Annotated in this window: 17 protein-coding genes; 7 read left to right on the forward strand and 10 right to left on the reverse strand. The window is 45.7% G+C overall.

Features of this window, described 5'->3' with window-relative positions; genetic code table 11:
- Nucleotides 1–103: 103 nt before the first annotated feature.
- Nucleotides 104–2,134, forward strand: a complete 2,031-nt coding sequence (locus tag JUB15_RS06610; protein WP_207511539.1) for a fasciclin domain-containing protein — start codon at nucleotides 104–106, stop codon at nucleotides 2,132–2,134.
- 497 nt (nucleotides 2,135–2,631) lie between these two features.
- Here the strand turns inward: JUB15_RS06610 and JUB15_RS06615 are convergent, their stop codons facing one another.
- The 5 genes from JUB15_RS06615 to JUB15_RS06635 all read right to left on the reverse strand — a co-directional run bounded on the left by JUB15_RS06615 (nucleotide 2,632) and on the right by JUB15_RS06635 (nucleotide 6,363).
- Nucleotides 2,632–3,189 (reverse strand): L,D-transpeptidase family protein, encoded by a 558-nt coding sequence (locus JUB15_RS06615; protein WP_207511540.1) that lies wholly within the window; start codon nucleotides 3,187–3,189, stop codon nucleotides 2,632–2,634.
- Nucleotides 3,190–3,490: 301 nt separating this feature from the next.
- Complete coding sequence (locus JUB15_RS06620; RefSeq protein ID WP_207511542.1) at nucleotides 3,491–4,315, reverse strand: outer membrane beta-barrel protein; 825 nt, start codon at nucleotides 4,313–4,315, stop codon at nucleotides 3,491–3,493.
- A 27-nt stretch (nucleotides 4,316–4,342) separates the two neighbouring features.
- Nucleotides 4,343–5,533 (reverse strand): anti-sigma factor, encoded by a 1,191-nt coding sequence (locus JUB15_RS06625; protein ID WP_207511544.1) that lies wholly within the window; start codon nucleotides 5,531–5,533, stop codon nucleotides 4,343–4,345.
- Nucleotides 5,523–6,008 (reverse strand): RNA polymerase sigma factor, encoded by a 486-nt coding sequence (locus tag JUB15_RS06630; RefSeq protein ID WP_207511545.1) that lies wholly within the window; start codon nucleotides 6,006–6,008, stop codon nucleotides 5,523–5,525. The genes JUB15_RS06625 and JUB15_RS06630 overlap by 11 nt, the downstream gene beginning before the upstream one ends.
- A 136-nt stretch (nucleotides 6,009–6,144) precedes the next feature.
- Nucleotides 6,145–6,363 carry a hypothetical protein gene (locus JUB15_RS06635; protein ID WP_207511547.1) on the reverse strand — a complete coding sequence of 73 codons (219 nt, stop codon included), beginning with the start codon at nucleotides 6,361–6,363 and terminating at the stop codon, nucleotides 6,145–6,147.
- 289 nt (nucleotides 6,364–6,652) lie between these two features.
- Between JUB15_RS06635 and kbl the strand changes: the two genes are divergently transcribed.
- Nucleotides 6,653–7,852, forward strand: a complete 1,200-nt coding sequence (gene kbl, locus JUB15_RS06640) for a glycine C-acetyltransferase (RefSeq protein ID WP_207511549.1) — start codon at nucleotides 6,653–6,655, stop codon at nucleotides 7,850–7,852.
- An 18-nt stretch (nucleotides 7,853–7,870) separates the two neighbouring features.
- Nucleotides 7,871–8,110: a hypothetical protein gene (locus JUB15_RS06645; protein ID WP_207511551.1), complete on the forward strand. Its 240-nt coding sequence runs from the start codon at nucleotides 7,871–7,873 to the stop codon at nucleotides 8,108–8,110.
- Nucleotides 8,111–8,194: 84 nt separating this feature from the next.
- Here JUB15_RS06645 and JUB15_RS06650 read toward each other — a convergent pair whose 3' ends face one another.
- Entirely contained in the window at nucleotides 8,195–8,575 is a 381-nt protein-coding gene (locus JUB15_RS06650) for a RidA family protein (protein ID WP_207511553.1), read from the reverse strand.
- A 147-nt stretch (nucleotides 8,576–8,722) separates the two neighbouring features.
- Here JUB15_RS06650 and JUB15_RS06655 point away from each other — a divergent pair, with 147 nt between their 5' ends.
- The 4 genes from JUB15_RS06655 to JUB15_RS06670 all read left to right on the forward strand — a co-directional run bounded on the left by JUB15_RS06655 (nucleotide 8,723) and on the right by JUB15_RS06670 (nucleotide 12,187).
- Nucleotides 8,723–9,367 (forward strand): 3-hydroxyacyl-CoA dehydrogenase family protein, encoded by a 645-nt coding sequence (locus tag JUB15_RS06655; RefSeq protein WP_207511554.1) that lies wholly within the window; start codon nucleotides 8,723–8,725, stop codon nucleotides 9,365–9,367.
- A 169-nt stretch (nucleotides 9,368–9,536) separates the two neighbouring features.
- Nucleotides 9,537–10,226, forward strand: a complete 690-nt coding sequence (gene tsaB, locus JUB15_RS06660; RefSeq protein ID WP_207511556.1) for a tRNA (adenosine(37)-N6)-threonylcarbamoyltransferase complex dimerization subunit type 1 TsaB — start codon at nucleotides 9,537–9,539, stop codon at nucleotides 10,224–10,226.
- A 105-nt stretch (nucleotides 10,227–10,331) separates the two neighbouring features.
- Nucleotides 10,332–10,679: an ArsR/SmtB family transcription factor gene (locus JUB15_RS06665; RefSeq protein ID WP_014222809.1), complete on the forward strand. Its 348-nt coding sequence runs from the start codon at nucleotides 10,332–10,334 to the stop codon at nucleotides 10,677–10,679.
- Nucleotides 10,680–10,780: 101 nt separating this feature from the next.
- On the forward strand, nucleotides 10,781–12,187 hold the full coding sequence (locus tag JUB15_RS06670) for an MBL fold metallo-hydrolase (protein WP_207511558.1): 1,407 nt from the start codon (nucleotides 10,781–10,783) through the stop codon (nucleotides 12,185–12,187).
- A 174-nt stretch (nucleotides 12,188–12,361) separates the two neighbouring features.
- Here the strand turns inward: JUB15_RS06670 and JUB15_RS06675 are convergent, their stop codons facing one another.
- The 4 genes from JUB15_RS06675 to JUB15_RS06690 form a co-directional block, all read right to left on the reverse strand.
- Nucleotides 12,362–13,024, reverse strand: a complete 663-nt coding sequence (locus tag JUB15_RS06675; protein WP_207511560.1) for a response regulator transcription factor — start codon at nucleotides 13,022–13,024, stop codon at nucleotides 12,362–12,364.
- Nucleotides 13,025–13,418: 394 nt separating this feature from the next.
- Entirely contained in the window at nucleotides 13,419–14,306 is an 888-nt protein-coding gene (locus JUB15_RS06680) for a lysophospholipid acyltransferase family protein (RefSeq protein ID WP_207511562.1), read from the reverse strand.
- A 317-nt stretch (nucleotides 14,307–14,623) separates the two neighbouring features.
- Entirely contained in the window at nucleotides 14,624–16,075 is a 1,452-nt protein-coding gene (locus JUB15_RS06685; protein ID WP_207511564.1) for a RapZ C-terminal domain-containing protein, read from the reverse strand.
- Between the two features lie 120 nt (nucleotides 16,076–16,195).
- Nucleotides 16,196–16,987, reverse strand: coding sequence for a nucleotidyltransferase family protein (locus JUB15_RS06690; RefSeq protein ID WP_242696222.1), 792 nt, complete (start codon nucleotides 16,985–16,987; stop codon nucleotides 16,196–16,198).
- Nucleotides 16,988–17,003: the final 16 nt, after the last annotated feature.

Raw genomic sequence — 17,003 nt, forward strand, 5'->3', positions numbered from 1 at the left:
CCATGTTATACTTTTGCCACACACCAAGACCCTCCACTTATTTCCGCATTCCATCAGCACATATACACATACAATCAAAAACCAATCATAATAATTCGAACCTATGCTAAGAAATCAGCTCCTTGCGTTATGCGCTATACTCACGCTGGCGTTGGCCTGTTCAAAAAAAGATAAGAACGGAGACGAAGCTCCACCGGTTAATGCCGAGGTGAAGGCATTACAGGATTATTTATCTCAGTCAGGCAGCCTCAATGTATTTGGTGCTTCTTTAAAGGAAGTTCCCTTTACCGACGCTGAAGTGAGTAACGGCCTGACTGTATTTGCGCCCACCAATGGGGCGATAACGAAATATGATCCCAATGCCCGCGTTGCGGCTAATGGTTTGACAGAAACCGAAATAAAAGATCATATAGTTAAAGGCATTATTAAACTGGTTGATCTTACGCAAGGTAAAAAGCTCACTACTTTGAGCGGAAAACAACTGGTGGTTACCATCGATGGCGATAAGGTAATGATCAATGGTATTGAAATAGCAAGTAATAATGTAGATAGCGGTAAACACATCATTTATACTATTTCTGATGTGCTTTGTAAAAAGCCTGGCGCTGCAGAGATCACCGTAAGGGATGGAACCCTGTGGTCAGCTACTGATACCCTGGGCAAAACAGTGGCGGATGCCGATGTTGCCCTCTACTTTAGCCGCGATGCTTACATCAACGATCAACCTGTTTTTACCGGTAAAACAAATGCGGGCGGTAAAATAACTTTTAACGGGTTAACGGCCGGTACCTATTACCTGATCGTGAAAAAAGATGATAAGTATAACTATTGCGAACCTGCTTTTATTAATGGATCGCCGGTTGCTTTCAAACCGTTAGGTATTTTTCAAAACGCTGCTCAGGTAAGCAGCCTGCCTCATATACCTAATACGGCCCCGGGCGATTTCATTTTCCAGGATACCAACGGTGATGGCATCATCAGCGGAGATGACAGAACCGCTATTCCATTTGAAGTGGTGGTCACCAGCAACAGCACTGTTCAGGTTACGTCTTTGATAGGTTATACATTGAATCACCTGGCAGCGCCTTTCACCGACAAGGCCAATGCCCAACAATTCCTTGACAATTTGTATACCCAGATAGGTAACTGGCATCAACTGCAAACTTTAATGGATGGCATGTTGAGTGATGATGCCGAGTGCAGCACAATGAGCAGTTTTTGCAGCCTCGATAATTTTCTTATCTATCCCACCAACACTTATACAACCAGCTTATGGCAATCTGGTTATGGTTATATCAGTAACCTGAACAGACTCATCTTACATGTACCCGCGCTGAACCTGCCTGCGGCTGAGGCGAATAACCTGATTGCCCAGGCAAAAGGATTACGCGCCTTTGTTTATTTCGAGTTGGCCACCTACTATGGAGCATTGCCTTTACAAACAACCATTACCGATCAGAACCTGCCGCGTACGGCATTGACCGAAACCTGGCAGTTCATTAAGAATGATCTTACTGAAGTGATGGGTATTTTGCCGAACAGGTTCACAGGCGCCGATCATTTCCGAATTAATGGCAATGCCTGCAAACTGTTACTGGCGCGTATTGCTATGGCGCAGGGTGATTTTGGCAGGGCAAAACAATTGACTGATGAGCTGATCGCAGCCGCCACTTATTCACTGGTGCCTGCAAACGAAATTTTTGTGAATGCTGATAATGCAGAGATCATCTGGAATATGAAAACGGGTATCGCCTCGGTTTACAATACTTTTTTTACTGAAGATGGTGTTAGGAATTTTAACCCGGTAGCCCGCTATGCGGAAGTATTGCTGATAAATGCAGAGGCGCGGGTATATCTGGGCCAGCCTGATGCTACCAATATAAACCTGTTGCGTACCCGCCGCGGAGGGTCGGCAGTAACGTTTGCGAATAATAGCGAGGCCATGGATACCGTGCGCCTGACATGGAAGAATGAAATGTACCGGGAAGGACAACGTTTTGCCAAACTGGTGAAATGGAGTGCAGCGATGGATGTTTTGTTCACTAATGGATTCAGAGAGCATCACAGCCGGTTGCCGTTGCCGCAGTATATAATGGATAAGAATTTCAATCTTTATCAGAACGCCGGCTATTAACAAGACCTGGTAAGCTATACTTAAAAGCGTTAACCGTGCCATGTTCCTTTAGATTGTCTGTACAGGCAGACAGGCGTTTCGGGACCGTGGCACGGTTGTTCTTTTATAGTAGCAATATGTTTGAGATTAAAAGAGAAAACCCCACTGGCTGGAGATTGTGGGGTCTTCATAGAGACGGATACATTGACCGTTTTCTGAAGCCAATGTACTTGTATGGATTGTTTTGTCTCACAAGTTTGAATCCCGACATGCGGGAAGCTCCCACAAAAAGCGGGATTTATGTTCATGCAATATACGCTTCAAATTGTAAACAGGTTGGTGAATGCCTGTTAATAAATATTAACAAGACAATTAAAGATGCCTGAACGTTGCTGCGGTCTGAAAAATACAGCAGAAGTCAGTAATAGTACTATCTTAGGATACGTAAAATTCCTTTGCCGGTTTCACTTATTGTCACCTTATACCGGCAAATGTGAAATAGATATCGGTGAAGTGGTTCAACGTTTAATGATGACCCGGGAACCAACCGGTAAAAGTTCATCCAGCTCATCGAGGTCTTCATTTTTTACTGATACACAGCCGTTGGTCCAGTTGGTATAATCATCAACCACCAGGTTATCATTAGGCCAGGTGCCGTGGATAGCAATGCCGCCACCGATTTTGGCGTTTCTTGGTATTAAACCTTTTGCTTTACGTTCCTTGAATTTGCTCCAGCTTTCCTGGGTGGGAAAGTCGAGCATCAGCATTTTATGCCATTTGTGGTGAGGTTTCTTGTAGATGATCCTGAAGCTGCCTTCCGGGGTGCGGCGATCCCCTTCCATAAGTTTATCAGAGAGGTCCTTGCTGCCAAATACAACGGGATAAGTAGCATACCATCCTTCTGCATCAAATACCTGCAGTTCATAATCAGATTTATCTACAACTACATACACATCGCCTACAGGCTTCGTTCGGAATAAATTCTTCTTAACTACCCTACGTTCGATGGTTTTAAAGGCCGCCAATCCTGTTACAGAAAAGATTATAAGGCCTGCAAAGAGCCACTTCAATTTCATAAGTAAACCTGGTTTTAAGCGTAAAGACCAAGCAAGTGATTAATGGGTTTAAAATTATGAACAAAAATTGTATTGATCTTCCAATGTGGATAATGGAATAGTCCACAAAGGAAAACGTTGCCGGCCCTGAATTATTTTTTTGGGGAATTGGCTTTAACAATTTTTTGCTCACAGATGAGATCGCAAAAAAAATGCCATTGAAAATCAGTTGATCGTATATAAGCGTTAAACAATCACAAAATAAATAAACCGGTAGCTTTTACTACCGGTTTACATTCATGGCTATGTATACTCAATACTGCTACCAGTTGCTTAAGCGTAATCCGAGATTATAAGGTCGTTGATCGGGGCCTCTTTCAAACATACTTTTGGCGGCGTATGATCCGTATAATTTTACCGGGCCCAGGTTCAGTTCCCCAATGTAGGAGAGTTTCCACGGACGTAGATCAAAGTCATCACGTTCTTTATGCTTGCCATCTGTGTTGGTAATGGTTTTCTGGCGGCTCGAATACAGGTAACCACCACTGGCGCCCACACTCAGGCCAAATCCTCTTTTGCGGTGTGGCGTAAAATTAAAGTTCAGCATCAGGGGAACGGTGACATAATCGGCGGCCAGTTTATTTTTCTCATAACTGCGCGAAAGGTCATAGGTTACCCGCGTTGGATTGGTCGAGAAAAGGATCGGTTCGCGAAAGCGGTAGTTATTCAGCTCAATACCCAATCCGTATTTAAGGTTCACGACCCCTTTTATTACATTCAGCTTTTGCATGAATGCCCAGATGTTCACGTTCACTGATTTGCCGGTTCGTAATTTAAAATCATCTTTATCGAGTCCCGGGGCAAAACCATCAACGGCGTTTTGCATTTCGGCACTTTTATAATCGGTTTGATCATTATAATTGGCGAAACCGATATCAACGATCCACCAGTTGGTGCTTAAACGGGAAGGTTTTTTGCGGTGGTTCGTTTTCGTTTCATTGTCGTTGTTTTTATCGCGATCGCGTTTTTTGATGATGATCATGCCGCCTACGCGAATGGTATCGCTTTCCGTTTTCGTGGAATCGGTTTGGGCCAGGCCGGTCAAGGACATACTAATCCCTATCAGGAGTATAATTACCTGTTTCATCTTGGTTTTTTTAACTATTTACTGGTATTATTTTACTGCTATTTCAAGGTTGGCAATGCGTATGCCGCCTCTGCCATCATCATCGGGGTTGGTAACCTTGTCAACTACCCGTGATACTTTTCGGAAGAAACCGCGCAGCGGTGTTTTATTTATCGACGTATTCAAAACATACGTTGGTGACTGATCAGTTTCTTCAACAGCTTTTTCAGAAAGGGAATTAACTGCTAATGGTTCACTGATCGTTCTTTTAATAACTGTGCTTTTGATTACCGGCTGCTCATCCGTGTTGTCAACAGCTACATCAACCGGTTTTGCCTTTAAGGCGATATCGATATTTTCAGGATCCTTCACCGGTTGCTGTGTGCTTTCCTGTTTTACGTATGATGGTTGCTGAATGTTACTGCGCTCCGTAATTTTTTTTACGACCGGCTTTGGTATGGCTATATGTTCTTCCGGGCGCTTATTGGCCATGGCAGCAGGATCAACTTCTTTTTCAACTTCAACGGGGTTGTTATTCAAAGCATTCGGCGTTGCATCCGAATTTGTATCCTGTTGTAGATTCCCTTTAAGCGGCGTAGTTACATGCCCCGATGGTTTTGTTTCCTTTTCCCTGCCAGCAATTTCAACGCCGTTGTTCTTGATAGAAATGTACCAGGCCAGGCTGCCAATGATCAGGAAGGCAATGGCTGCTGCGGAGATCCGCCACCAGGGAATGGCCACTACTTTTGAATCCTCTTCTTCTGACCGGTATAAATAGGTTTTATCGGGGAAACTGAGCGTTTTATCGGGCACCAGCTTCACCTGTTGTATCAATTCAAATTCTGCCTGGTACTGCGGATGTTTGTATACGAACTGTTCTACAAGGTCTTTTTCTTCATTTGTTAACTCATCATCGCCATACAGCACAAAGAATTCTTCACAATTCGCCTCATTCACGAATCCCTGGGCGGCCGAATGCCTGAACAGCATTTCTTTCTGGTCGAAGACGATATGTTCATCTGACCGTAAGACCGACTGTTGCAACATGACCAGCTCTTCTTCAAGATCGGGGTTTTGTTGCACGAAGTAATCTACCGCCTGGCGATCAGCTGCACTCAATTCATCATCTACATACATCACAAACCAGCTCTCATAGTTATCACGGGTGATAACTTCTCCCTGGCCGCCGCCATAGGCCGCAAAATCATCTGTTCTGATATAATAACAGTTAAATGACATTTTCAGGTTTTACCAGATAGTTCTTTAATTGAATTCGTGCCCGGTGAAGATACACTTTTACCTGGCTTTCATTGAGGCCGGTAATTTGTCCGATCTCTTCATAGGAATATCCTTCATAATCCTTCAGCAAGACCAGCGCGCGTTGCGTTTCGTTTAACCGGCTCAATGCTTCTTCCAGGACCTTACGGGTGTTGTACACCGGTTTATCATACACCTGTGCTTCCTCTTTGAATTCATCGCGTAAATGAACCCGTTTGGCTTTACGCAGATGGTCTATCATTTGGTTATAAGCAACCGTGAACAGGTAACTTTTGCATTTGGCATTTTCTACATCCGATCTGTTCCGCCACATTTTTTCAAATGCCGCCTGAACAACATCCCGGGCATCCTCTTCATGACGAAGGTTTTTAAGGATGAACCGGTACACGTTGTCCGCATACTCAGCTACGCATTGATTATATTCTTTTTCGGTCATAAGCAGAACCTGTCTGTTATACTGTTTGTACGGTAGTGGTACGAACCACGGGCAAAAATGTTACAATGAATTTCAATAAAAATAAAAAGAGGCCATGAAATGACCTCTTTATAGAGAAATTTTGTTTGTCATAATGTTAGAATTGGGCGTTTGCCGCTATTGCCCGGCTGAGGGATTCCCAGATAATGAAATCGCTCTGGAACTGATTGTTGTTACTGTTACAGCATTCTTTGGTTGAAGGCAAACAGTCGCGGTTAACCGGCTTCTTTGAAGTATGGGTTGTGGCGAAAACGAATATACCAGCCAAAGCCACCAATAGTATTAGGGTTGAACGGATAAAGTTTTTCTTCCACATAACGTATCGTTTTGTATTATAAGACGAAGTTATTGGGAATTTGTTACAGTTTTTTAAATAAAAAGTTAGAATTGACAGGTGGTCGTATTTGATTTTTAGCAAATGCGAAAATTAAGTAATACGATCTGAACAGGTTATGCTCTTGCTGTTTAAACAGGGAGTGGTAATGGGCTGAAAAAAATACGGACGGGCGGGGAAAATCACCGGATGAAGCGGTTAAAAACATTATCATTATCACATCACATTGACTATTATTACATTTGTGCCAATACAAAAAACTACATGCTCCATGAACGAAAAACTAGTAAAACGCCTGGCCACTGAGCTGGCTGAGATCAAAGCTGCCGGTTTATATAAAATAGAGCGGATCATCGAATCGCCGCAGGGCGCCGAGATCACGGTGAATGGCAAAAAGGTACTTAATTTCTGCGCCAATAATTACCTGGGCCTTTCATCGCATCCTAAAGTAATTGAAGCTGCCAAAAAATATGTCGACTTCCGGGGCTACGGCATGAGCAGTGTACGCTTCATTTGCGGTACCCAGGATATTCATAAAGAACTGGAAGAAAAGATCTCTGCCTTTTTGGGTACTGAAGACACGATCCTGTATGTAGCTGCTTTTGACGCCAATGGCGGGGTGTTTGAACCTTTGTATAATGAACAGGATGCTATTATTTCCGATGAGTTGAACCATGCCTCCATTATCGATGGGGTGCGTTTATGTAAGGCCCAGCGGTTCCGTTATAAGCATAATAATATGGCCGACCTGGAGGAGAAACTGAAAGAGTCTCAATCGGCCCGCAGCCGCATTATCGTTACAGACGGTTCATTCAGTATGGATGGCACCATTGCCCAGCTGGATGCCATTGTTGCGCTGGCTGAAAAATACGATGCCGCTATCATGATCGATGAAAGCCATTCCAGCGGCTTTTTAGGTAAGACAGGGCGCGGAACGCATGAATACCGCGGGGTAATGGGTAAGATAGATATCATTACCGGAACCCTGGGCAAGGCCCTCGGTGGTGCTTCTGGTGGTTTTACCAGCGGCCGTAAAGAAGTGATTGATATGTTACGCCAGCGGTCGCGGCCCTATTTGTTCTCAAATACCCTGGCGCCCGGCATTGTAGGCGCTTCTATTGCGGTGCTCGACCTGTTGAGCGAAACCACCGAACTGCGCGATAAGCTCGAATATAATACCCGCTATTTCCGCAATAAAATGACCGAAGCCGGTTTTGACATCAAGCCGGGTGATCACCCCATAGTGCCCATCATGCTGTATGATGCGGTTGTAGCCCAGAACTTTGCTGCCCGCCTGCTGGATGAGGGCATTTATGTTATCGGCTTCTTTTATCCTGTGGTAGCCAAGGGACAGGCCCGCATCAGGGTGCAATTGAGCGCTGCCCATGAACAGCACCATCTTGATAAAGCCATTGCTGCCTTTGCCAGGATAGGGAAGGAGCTGGGGGTGCTAAAGCCGGTTACAAGTTAACCGGTTAATAAGTAACGAGTGAAAATACAGGTCCGGGGATGCCTGGTAAAAAGCGTCCCGGATTTTTTATTTGGGGGGCTCTCGGGTCCGGCAGGCATTAAAAGAAAACGACACCAATCTGTTCGTGAATTGATAGGCTTCCCGGTAGTGGGGTTAATTCACCTGGGTGCAGTGGGTCATTTTTGCTGGCTCGACCTGTTATATGGCGTTGGCGTGGCCGTTGGATTACCTAAGCTGATCGTATCGTTGTACCTGTAAATGGATTGAAATAAACTCATATCAAATGAGTCAAACGGGTTGCTTCCCCCCTTTGACTCATTTGTATATCTGGGGGCAAAACGGTTATTTCGCAGCGATCATACTTATTTCAACATTCACATTTCGGGGCAGTCCTTTTACCGCAACGGTTTCGCGGGCCGGGTAATTGCCCGTAAAGTATTTTCCATACACTTCGTTAACGGCGTTGAAGAGCGACATATCGCTTAGGAAAATGGTGGTTTTAACTACATGACTGAAATCATAGCCGGCCTGGGTCAATACTGCGTTCAGATTTTTCATAACCTGCTCGGTTTCACCGGCAACATCCGTGGCCTCCACCGTGCCTGTAGCAGGGTTGATGGGAACCTGTCCGGAAATAAATAACAGATTGCCGGCCTGTACTGCCTGGCTATAAGGGCCAATAGGTGCTGGCGCCTGATTGGTAGTGATTATGGTTTTTTGCATGCGCCAAAGATAAATCAATAGGCAATAGGCAATTGACAATAAGCAATAGACAATAGACAAGGAAAGGCAAAAAGGCAACGGTTATTCCCCTTTGCCCATTCACCATTCACGATAATAGGTTTTCTTTGCGGATAAATTCAGAAGCCCATGACAGTGGCCATTTTAGCCGATGACGTATTAAAACAGGAAATACTAACCCGGAAATTGCCGGAGTCAGTAAACGTGGTATGGGTCGATTCCATGCGGTCCCTGACTGTGGTGGAAGCCGATGTATATATGGACCTGCTGTTTGAAATGGATGCCGAAAGAACGCAGCATTTGAAAAGGCTGCAGCCCAAACCGGTACTCGTGAATGCCGTCAGCTGGTCAACAAAAAGTATCGGTGCTGATGTGGTTCGCATCAATGCCTGGCCGGGTATGCTGCAGCGGCCGGTAACTGAGATAGCGATGCCAGCCACAGTGACCGAAGCGACCATAAAGGAAATTTTTGATCAGCTGCAATGGAAATATATCCTGGCGCCCGATATTCCGGGTATGATCACCGCACGGGTACTGGCTGCCATTATCAATGAAGCATATTATACACTGGAAAGTAAGGTAAGCACCCGCGAAGAGATCGATATTGCCATGAAACTCGGTACCAGTTATCCGTATGGCCCGTTTGAGTGGAGCGAAAAAATAGGATTGTCACGCATTGCTGAACTGTTAACTGAATTAAGCCGTGTTGATGACCGTTATAAACCAGCGGCATTGCTTGTTCAGGAAGCGGGCAGCAGGAAGGTGGCAGGTTGATCAATTGACAAGTTATGGAAGTTGATAAGTTGGTCAGTTAAGGCTCGAGATAGTAAATGATATGAGAACGATGGCGAGGTATGAGACTACAGCGTTTGTCGTTTTACGTTTGCCGCCATTAGGATCAAAAACACAAAACCAGGAACAAAACAATATAGCGACGAGAATCATGATTTTATGTATTGACACAGCCACTGATCAGGCCAGTGTATGTTTATCGAAAGATGGTGAAGTTATAAATGTGCTTGTAAATGATAATCAGAAGGATCATGCAGGCTGGATACAAACGGCTATAAACGCTTTATTACTGAAGCAGGGCGTTACCATGCAGCAGCTGCAGGCCGTTGCTGTAACGGCCGGTCCGGGCTCGTATACCGGTTTACGCGTAGGCATGGCAACGGCCAAAGGTTTGTGCTTTGCTTTACAAATACCACTCATAACAATTAATACATTACAGGTAATGGCACACGCCGCCATCACTCAACTGGGTAGTAAAGCTGCACATATGCCCGGGCCACTGTGTTTTTGCCCAATGATCGATGCGCGTCGTATGGAAGTATTCACTGCTGTTTATGATGAGGCATTACAGGAGATCATAGCGCCTAAAGCAATGATACTTGACGAATTATCCTTTGGCGATGAATTAAATGATCGTTCGTTGATATGCTTTGGAAATGGCAGTAATAAATGGAAAAATGTAAGCAGGTATCCTAACGTTCTATTTATTGATGAAAATCCAGATATTGCTAAATCACTTGCTAAATTGGCGTCCAGCTTGCATTTAAGCCGGAATTTTGCCAACTTGGCGTATGCTGAGCCCGTTTATCTAAAAGAATTTTACACTTATATCAAAAAATGACCAAATGAAACTTTTATCCTCCTTTCATCCCTAGCATATCAATTTTCTTGTAAATTTGATCTTTAGCGTTATCCTATTAAATATCTTAAAAGCTCTGATGTGCACATGAACGTAACAACCAATTACTCCATGGTCTTAAATGCAGATGGTGGGGATGGTGAATCGGTAAAAGTTGACTTCCTGAACCTGAAAAAGGCAGCGATGATACTTCGTGCCTTGAACCACAAGCTGCGTCAACAGATCGTCAAACTGATCGATGAGAACAAGCGTCTTACCGTGACGGAGATCTATGTACGTCTGCGGTTGGAACAGTCCGTTGCATCCCAACACCTCGCTATTTTACGTAGAGCAGGCATCGTGAAAACTGACCGGGATGGTAAATTTATTTACTATTCTGTCAACAGTTCACGGGTAGCTCATATTATGAAATGCGTGGACGACCTCAACATCTGATAAGACGGAGACGACACAAATTTGTTTAAACAGTTAACCTGTAGCCATACCAGCTACGGGTTAACTTGTTATGGTGTACTTTTGCCTGAAATTCAGACTACATGTTTATTAAGCAATTGTACACCAGCTGCTTGAGCGAAGCAGCTTATTATATTGAAAGTGACGGAGTTGCGGCTATCGTGGACCCCCTCAGGGATATTGACGGATACCTACAGCTTGCGAGCGAACGGAATGCAGCCATCAAATATATCTTCGAAACCCATTTTCACGCCGATTTTGTAAGCGGTCACCTCGACCTGCAAAAAGCTACCGGCGCCCCCATCGTTTACGGACCAAATACCGAAACCCGGTTTCCCATTCACCTGGCCAAAGACGGTGAAAGCTTTCCATTAGGCAAAGCCACTATTGAAGTAATACATACGCCTGGGCATACGATTGAAAGCACCTGCTACCTGCTGCGCGATGAAACAGGTAAACCACATGCTGTGTTTACCGGCGATACCTTGTTTGTGGGTGAAGTAGGCAGGCCCGATCTCAGCAGCGGCGATCTGGGCAAGGAAGAACTGGCCAGCCTGTTGTTCGATTCGTTGAACAATAAAATAGCTGGCCTGCCCGATGACGTTATTGTATACCCTGCCCATGGCCCTGGCAGTAATTGCGGTAAGAATCTCGGACCGGCTACCAGCAGCACTATCGGCCAGGAAAAGCAAAACAACTATGCACTGCAGCCACAGACCCGCGAGGAGTTTATAAAGGCCGTTACAGCCGATCTGCCGGCAGCGCCTACTTATTTTCCAATAAATGCAAGGATCAATAAAGAAGGCTACGACAGCCTCGAAAAGATAATGGAAACTGCCCTCGCACCGTTGAGTGTAGCTGATTTCAAACAATGGATGCAGCAGGATGATACCATCATTCTCGATACCCGTAAAGCCGGCGATTTCACCAAACAGTTTGTGCCGGGTTCTATAAGCATTGGTCTGGAAGGACGTTTCGCTGAATGGGCCGGTAGTTTATTACCGTTTGATAAACCCATCATCCTGGTAACGGAAGCAGGAGAAGAAAAAGAAAGTGTGATCCGGTTGGCGCGGGTAGGTTTTTCCCAGATCCATGGTTACCTGTCTGGCGGGGTAGAAGCCTGGCAGCAGGCCGGTGAAGAGATCGACCTGATCATTGACGTTGAAGTAGATGAACTGGCGATGGATCTGCCTTATGACGATCACCTCGTAGCGGTTGACGTTCGGCGTGAAGCAGAGTTTGCCGATGGGCATGTGCGCGGCGCTGTGAACATCCCTTTGAATGAAATGACCGATCCCGGTTCCATGGCCAATATCGAAGAGCACCAGAATTTATACCTGTATTGCGGCAGCGGCTATCGAAGCGTGATCGCAGCCTCCTTAATGAAACGGCAGGGCATTCATAACCTGCGCAATGTATTGGGTGGCTTTAATGCCATCAGGGTGCAGCAGGGTATTGAGGTCGTGAAAGATAGCAGTGTGTTGAACTAGCTGGTGATAAGTAGCTAGTGGCGGGTAGGGTCCTTTAGTGCAGTTATCCTGTATATGATCGGCCTTCCGCATCTTCAATGCAGCAAAACAATGGACAAACCTATAAGGCTTAGCATTAACTAAAACCTTATAGGTTTTTGTCTTTCACAGCTACCAGTCACTTATTACTGCTTATTACACGTTCACAATGTTATTCTTGATAGCAAATAAAACAAGGCCCACGCGGCTTTTTACATTCAATTTTTCAAACAGGGCATCCCGGTAGCCATCTATCGTGCGGGCGCTGAGGAACATTTTCTCCGCTATTTCCTTATAAGTCATTTCAGTGCAAACCAGTTTCAGGAATTCTATCTCCCGTACATTCAACGGAACGAGGCATTTCATGGGATCACCTGGCTCAGCTAACTGGCTAACGGCACGAATGAGCTTGCCAGTGATAAGTTCAGAATAAAAATATCCTTTGCGCATGAGGTAATCAAGTGTGCGGCGAAATGCTGTGGGGTCAATGTCTTTCAACACATAACCCTTGGCGCCGTTCTTCATCATCCGGATGATGGAGCTCTCGTTGTCATACATGGAAAGAGCCAGGATCTTGATGCCGGGGTAAGTACGTTTCAACCAAAGGGCTGTTTCATACCCATCGAGCTCAGGCCGTTTGATCTCGTTCAGTACAGCATCGGGCAAATACCTGGGTTGTAATTGTTTGATTAGATCTCTTCCACTACTGGCTTCAAATAGAATGGCATAGGTTTCAAGCCCCCGGAGAAGATTTGCAAGTCCGTTGCGTAGCAGAATGTGGTCATCTACAATCGCCACGCTGGCATTAGTCTTTAGCATAATGGTTAAGGGTTTATGGTGAGGAAAAGGGTAGGGTAGAAAACACTGTAGTTCCTATTCGGGGGATACTGGTAAGGTTGATTTGTGCACCGACTAATTGGGTCCGGTTCTGCTTTTCCGGCCCTTATTCAAAATTAGGATTTTCAATTATATCCTGCAATCTAAAATAGTTCATTTACCCTTGTCCGTTATGGTTATTGCTATGTCCCCAGGCAAGAAATTGATCAGGATTAAGAGCGTGGTCGTTCGGTTCCTGCCAAATGGCGGCAGGCTGTGCTGTAAACATGAATGTGAGAACACTATTTGCCATGCCTGACAGGCCTGTTGCCGTAATAATGGGCAACGGATGCAGGTATAATCTTCAGGAGTGTATGGGAATGAGGAAGTAGGCGCGTTACTGTTCACCTACCCAATGTTTTCTGTATTCTTCTTTCCATTCCCGTTTCCAGCGGCGGTGGCTCCACAACCACATATCGGGTTGTTGTTTGATCACATTTTCGAGGTAACGTGCATAACGCAGGGTAAGTTCGCCGCGTTCAAGTGAACCGGGTTCCATTTCCGCCAGCGTAAATACTACCTTGTAATATCCCCGGCGCGGTTTTTCAATATTGGCAAATACAACGGGGATATTCCCCGCGCGGGCGCCGGTCTCGGGACCGGTAACAAAGGGCGTTGGTTTGCCGAAAAAGTTCAGCCAGAAGCTTTTCTCGGGGTTGGCAGGCGCCTGATCGGCTACCAGTCCGATGCAATATTGCCGGTTGCGCCAGGGAATCATAGCATGACGCATATCGGTGGCGGGCAGTAATACCGAACCTGATTTTGATCGAAGTTTTCTGAATAACCGGTCGAATATTTTATTCTTAATAGGCATATAAACCCCCAGGAAGGTATAATGCATTTCTTTGGCGCCTGCGAGGTTGGCCCATTCCCAGTTAAAGGTATGGCCTAAATGGATCTGGCAACTGCGGCCGGTTTTATACAGATCATTTAACACTTCCCAATTGCCGCTTACCCGTTTTTGAATATAGGTATCGCTGGCGGAAACCATTTTCAGGCTTTCGATGATGGAGTCGATAAAATTATGGTAGAACCTGGAGGCGATCTTTTTACGTTCGGCCAGGCTTTTTTCAGGGAATACCAGCTGCAGGTTATTGAGCACCACTTTACGGCGATAGCCCAACAGGCGGTAAACCAATAGATAAAAGCCATCGGATAAAATATACAATACACGTAGCGGCAGTAACGAAACGAGGTACAATAAACCGTAAACAATATAATACATGGGCTGCAAAGATAGCGCTAAGTTGCCAGTTAGCACGGTCAATGGTGAATAGTCAAATAGTCAATGGTCAATGGTGAATGGTGAATCGGCAATCGTCAGTCGTCAATCGTCAATCATCAGTCGGCAATCGTGAATCGTCAGTCGTGAGTGGCTCGCGAATTTTGAAATTAATAACAAAACTTACCCCACCCGATATTTTCACCCGGCGCTATTGCCTTTCTGCCTTTTGGGCCTTTTGCTTTCCTTGCCTTTTGTTTATTGCCTATTGCTTTTTGCCTTTTGTCTATTGCCTCTTGCTTTTGCCCATTGCCCATTGTCTATTGATTTATCCAGTTCTTTGATTCCTGCTCTACATGTTTGAGCTCTACCTTCACTTTGAATTTGTTACGCAGGTGGCGGGCCAGGGCATCGGCTGCATACACGCTGCGGTGCTGGCCGCCGGTGCAGCCAAAGCTTACGCTCAGGCTTTCGAAGCCACGGCGGATATAATCTTCTACGGTGATATCTACGATGTCGAATACGCTGTTCAAAAATTCCGTCATGCGGGTCTGCTGCTCCAGGAAATCCTTTACGCCTTTGTCTCGGCCGGTCTGGGATTTAAAATGATCCAGGCGCCCGGGATTTAAAATACCCCGGCAGTCGAATACGTAGCCGCCCCCGTTGCCCGAAGGATCGGGAGGAATGCCTTTTTTAAAAGAAAAGCTTTGCACTTTTACGGTCAACGGCGTTTCGTCATCGGCGGTCAATGGCGTGAAGCGTTCAATGATCTCATCACTTACACAAACCTGTAACACCTTGTTGAATTCAGGAACAGCTATGCCCAGGTTATGGTCGCTGATAAAGGCGCGCAGGTTCTTCAGCGCTTGCGGAATGCTGGTGAGGAACTGCGCCTTGCGCTCGAACAGTCCCCGGAAGCCGTAAGCCCCCAACACCTGCAATAACCGTATGAGCACATAGCCGTTATACTGGCTTTTAAACAGGTCGCGGTTAACCTGTTCGGTGACGATCTGTTCAAAAGAATCAATATAATCGTCAAGCAGTCTTTCCTTCCAGTCGTCGGGCAGGTTGGCGCGTGCCTGCCAGATCATACTGGCCACATCGTATTGGGGCGCGCCCTGCATGCCGCCCTGGTAATCGATAAAATGCACCGTGTTATCGGGCGATACGAGGATGTTGCGGCTTTGGAAGTCGCGGAACATGAAGTATTTATACTCAGTATGCGTGAGATAGGTGCTCAATGCCTCAAAATCGTCGATCAGCTTTTGCTTGTCGTAAGGTTTACGCAACGCATCGAGGAAATAATATTTGAAATACAGGAGGTCGGCCATGATAGCCTGTTTGCCAAATTCCTGGTTGGTAAGGCAGCGGGTATAATCGAGCCCTACATGGCCTTTGATCTGCAATAAAGCCAGCTGGTGCAGACTGCTTTTAAACAAGTTATATATACCATCGGTAAAGCCTTCTGCTTCCAGGCGGTTCAATAACGACACATCGCCCAGGTCCTCCTGCAGGTAGATCGTCTTATCATCGCCCAATGCATAGATCTCAGGAACGGGAAGCTGCTGGTTATAAAAGTGTTGGGAAAAATAAATAAAGGTTTCGTTCTCAGGAACGTTATGGCCATGGGTGGCGATACAGGTTCCTTTTTTGTCATGGATGCGAAAATAGCGTCTGTCTGACCCGGATTGAGGCAGGATTTCTATTCTTTCACAGGCTGAGCCGCTCCATTCCGTATAGAGCTTGTTGATACCGTCGATTATTGATTGCATAGTGTTATTAGGTCAGTAAAAATAACGTAATAAACTCATGCCGGGATGCAAAAAAACGCAGTTAAATTTTCCCCAATCGAGCGTGGTGTCAGGCACTCGCAATGCCCACCGTTGTTATGTTTATTTGCTGAACAACAATTCGGCTTCAGCTACCGAATCGGGTTTGCCCACATCGATAAACCGGGAGCCGCTATGGTCGAAGCCTTTAATGATATGGCTGGGGGCCAGTTCCAGGTAGGTATCTACGATGGAGAATTTGCCCTGGCGTTGAACGAGCGATAATAATTTCTTACTGATGAGGTGAATGCCACTGAATGCTTTGGGAATGTATGTGGTGGCGGAGCGGGCAATCCGTTCTTCGCCTGTTTTGGTATTGCGCCAGCCGCAGAGGGTATTGTTTTCGTCGAACAGGAAATACCGGGAGGTGATGCGATCGGTTATGGCAATGGTTGATAAGGGCTGCTGTTGCTGATGAAAGGCAATGAGCTTACCCAGATCAAGGTCGGTCAGGATGTCAACATTGATCACTACAATGGTATCTGCTGTAAAAAGCGGTTCTGCTTTTTTAATGCCGCCGCCTGTTTCGAGCAGCATATCGGTTTCATCACTGATGGTAATGTTGCTGCCCCAGCCCTGGTTCTTTTCGAGGGCGGCAATGATCTGGTCGGCAAAATGATGCACATTCACCACGATATCAGAAATACCATATTGCTGCAGGAATTCAATATTGCGTTGCAATAAACTCTTGCCGTTTACCATGGCCAGGGCCTTGGGATGTTTGTCGGTCCAGGGTTTGAAGCGGGTGCCTAAACCGGCGGCGAAGATCATGCCCTGCATCTCCCGGGCGCCCTCCCTGCCTCCACCAGTGGGGGAGGAGATATTAGTAATATTGTTTTGTGAATTGTTCATCATTAACGGTACTCATTTT

The sequence above is a fragment of the Longitalea luteola genome (assembly GCF_017356035.1).
Classification (GTDB): Bacteria; Bacteroidota; Bacteroidia; order Chitinophagales; family Chitinophagaceae; genus Niastella; species Niastella luteola.

Excerpts from the sequence above, each read along its gene's own strand:
- JUB15_RS06610 (WP_207511539.1), top strand. The coding sequence starts at position 104 with ATGCTAAGAAATCAGCTCCTTGCGTTATGCGCTATACTCACGCTGGCG.
- JUB15_RS06615 (WP_207511540.1), bottom strand. The coding sequence starts at position 3,189 with ATGAAATTGAAGTGGCTCTTTGCAGGCCTTATAATCTTTTCTGTAACA.
- JUB15_RS06620 (WP_207511542.1), bottom strand. The coding sequence starts at position 4,315 with ATGAAACAGGTAATTATACTCCTGATAGGGATTAGTATGTCCTTGACC.
- JUB15_RS06625 (WP_207511544.1), bottom strand. The coding sequence starts at position 5,533 with ATGTCATTTAACTGTTATTATATCAGAACAGATGATTTTGCGGCCTAT.
- JUB15_RS06630 (WP_207511545.1), bottom strand. The coding sequence starts at position 6,008 with ATGACCGAAAAAGAATATAATCAATGCGTAGCTGAGTATGCGGACAAC.
- JUB15_RS06635 (WP_207511547.1), bottom strand. The coding sequence starts at position 6,363 with ATGTGGAAGAAAAACTTTATCCGTTCAACCCTAATACTATTGGTGGCT.
- kbl (WP_207511549.1), top strand. The coding sequence starts at position 6,653 with ATGAACGAAAAACTAGTAAAACGCCTGGCCACTGAGCTGGCTGAGATC.
- JUB15_RS06650 (WP_207511553.1), bottom strand. The coding sequence starts at position 8,575 with ATGCAAAAAACCATAATCACTACCAATCAGGCGCCAGCACCTATTGGC.
- JUB15_RS06655 (WP_207511554.1), top strand. The coding sequence starts at position 8,723 with ATGACAGTGGCCATTTTAGCCGATGACGTATTAAAACAGGAAATACTA.
- tsaB (WP_207511556.1), top strand. The coding sequence starts at position 9,537 with ATGATTTTATGTATTGACACAGCCACTGATCAGGCCAGTGTATGTTTA.
- JUB15_RS06665 (WP_014222809.1), top strand. The coding sequence starts at position 10,332 with ATGAACGTAACAACCAATTACTCCATGGTCTTAAATGCAGATGGTGGG.
- JUB15_RS06670 (WP_207511558.1), top strand. The coding sequence starts at position 10,781 with ATGTTTATTAAGCAATTGTACACCAGCTGCTTGAGCGAAGCAGCTTAT.
- JUB15_RS06675 (WP_207511560.1), bottom strand. The coding sequence starts at position 13,024 with ATGCTAAAGACTAATGCCAGCGTGGCGATTGTAGATGACCACATTCTG.
- JUB15_RS06680 (WP_207511562.1), bottom strand. The coding sequence starts at position 14,306 with ATGTATTATATTGTTTACGGTTTATTGTACCTCGTTTCGTTACTGCCG.
- JUB15_RS06685 (WP_207511564.1), bottom strand. The coding sequence starts at position 16,075 with ATGCAATCAATAATCGACGGTATCAACAAGCTCTATACGGAATGGAGC.
- JUB15_RS06690 (WP_242696222.1), bottom strand. The coding sequence starts at position 16,987 with ATGATGAACAATTCACAAAACAATATTACTAATATCTCCTCCCCCACT.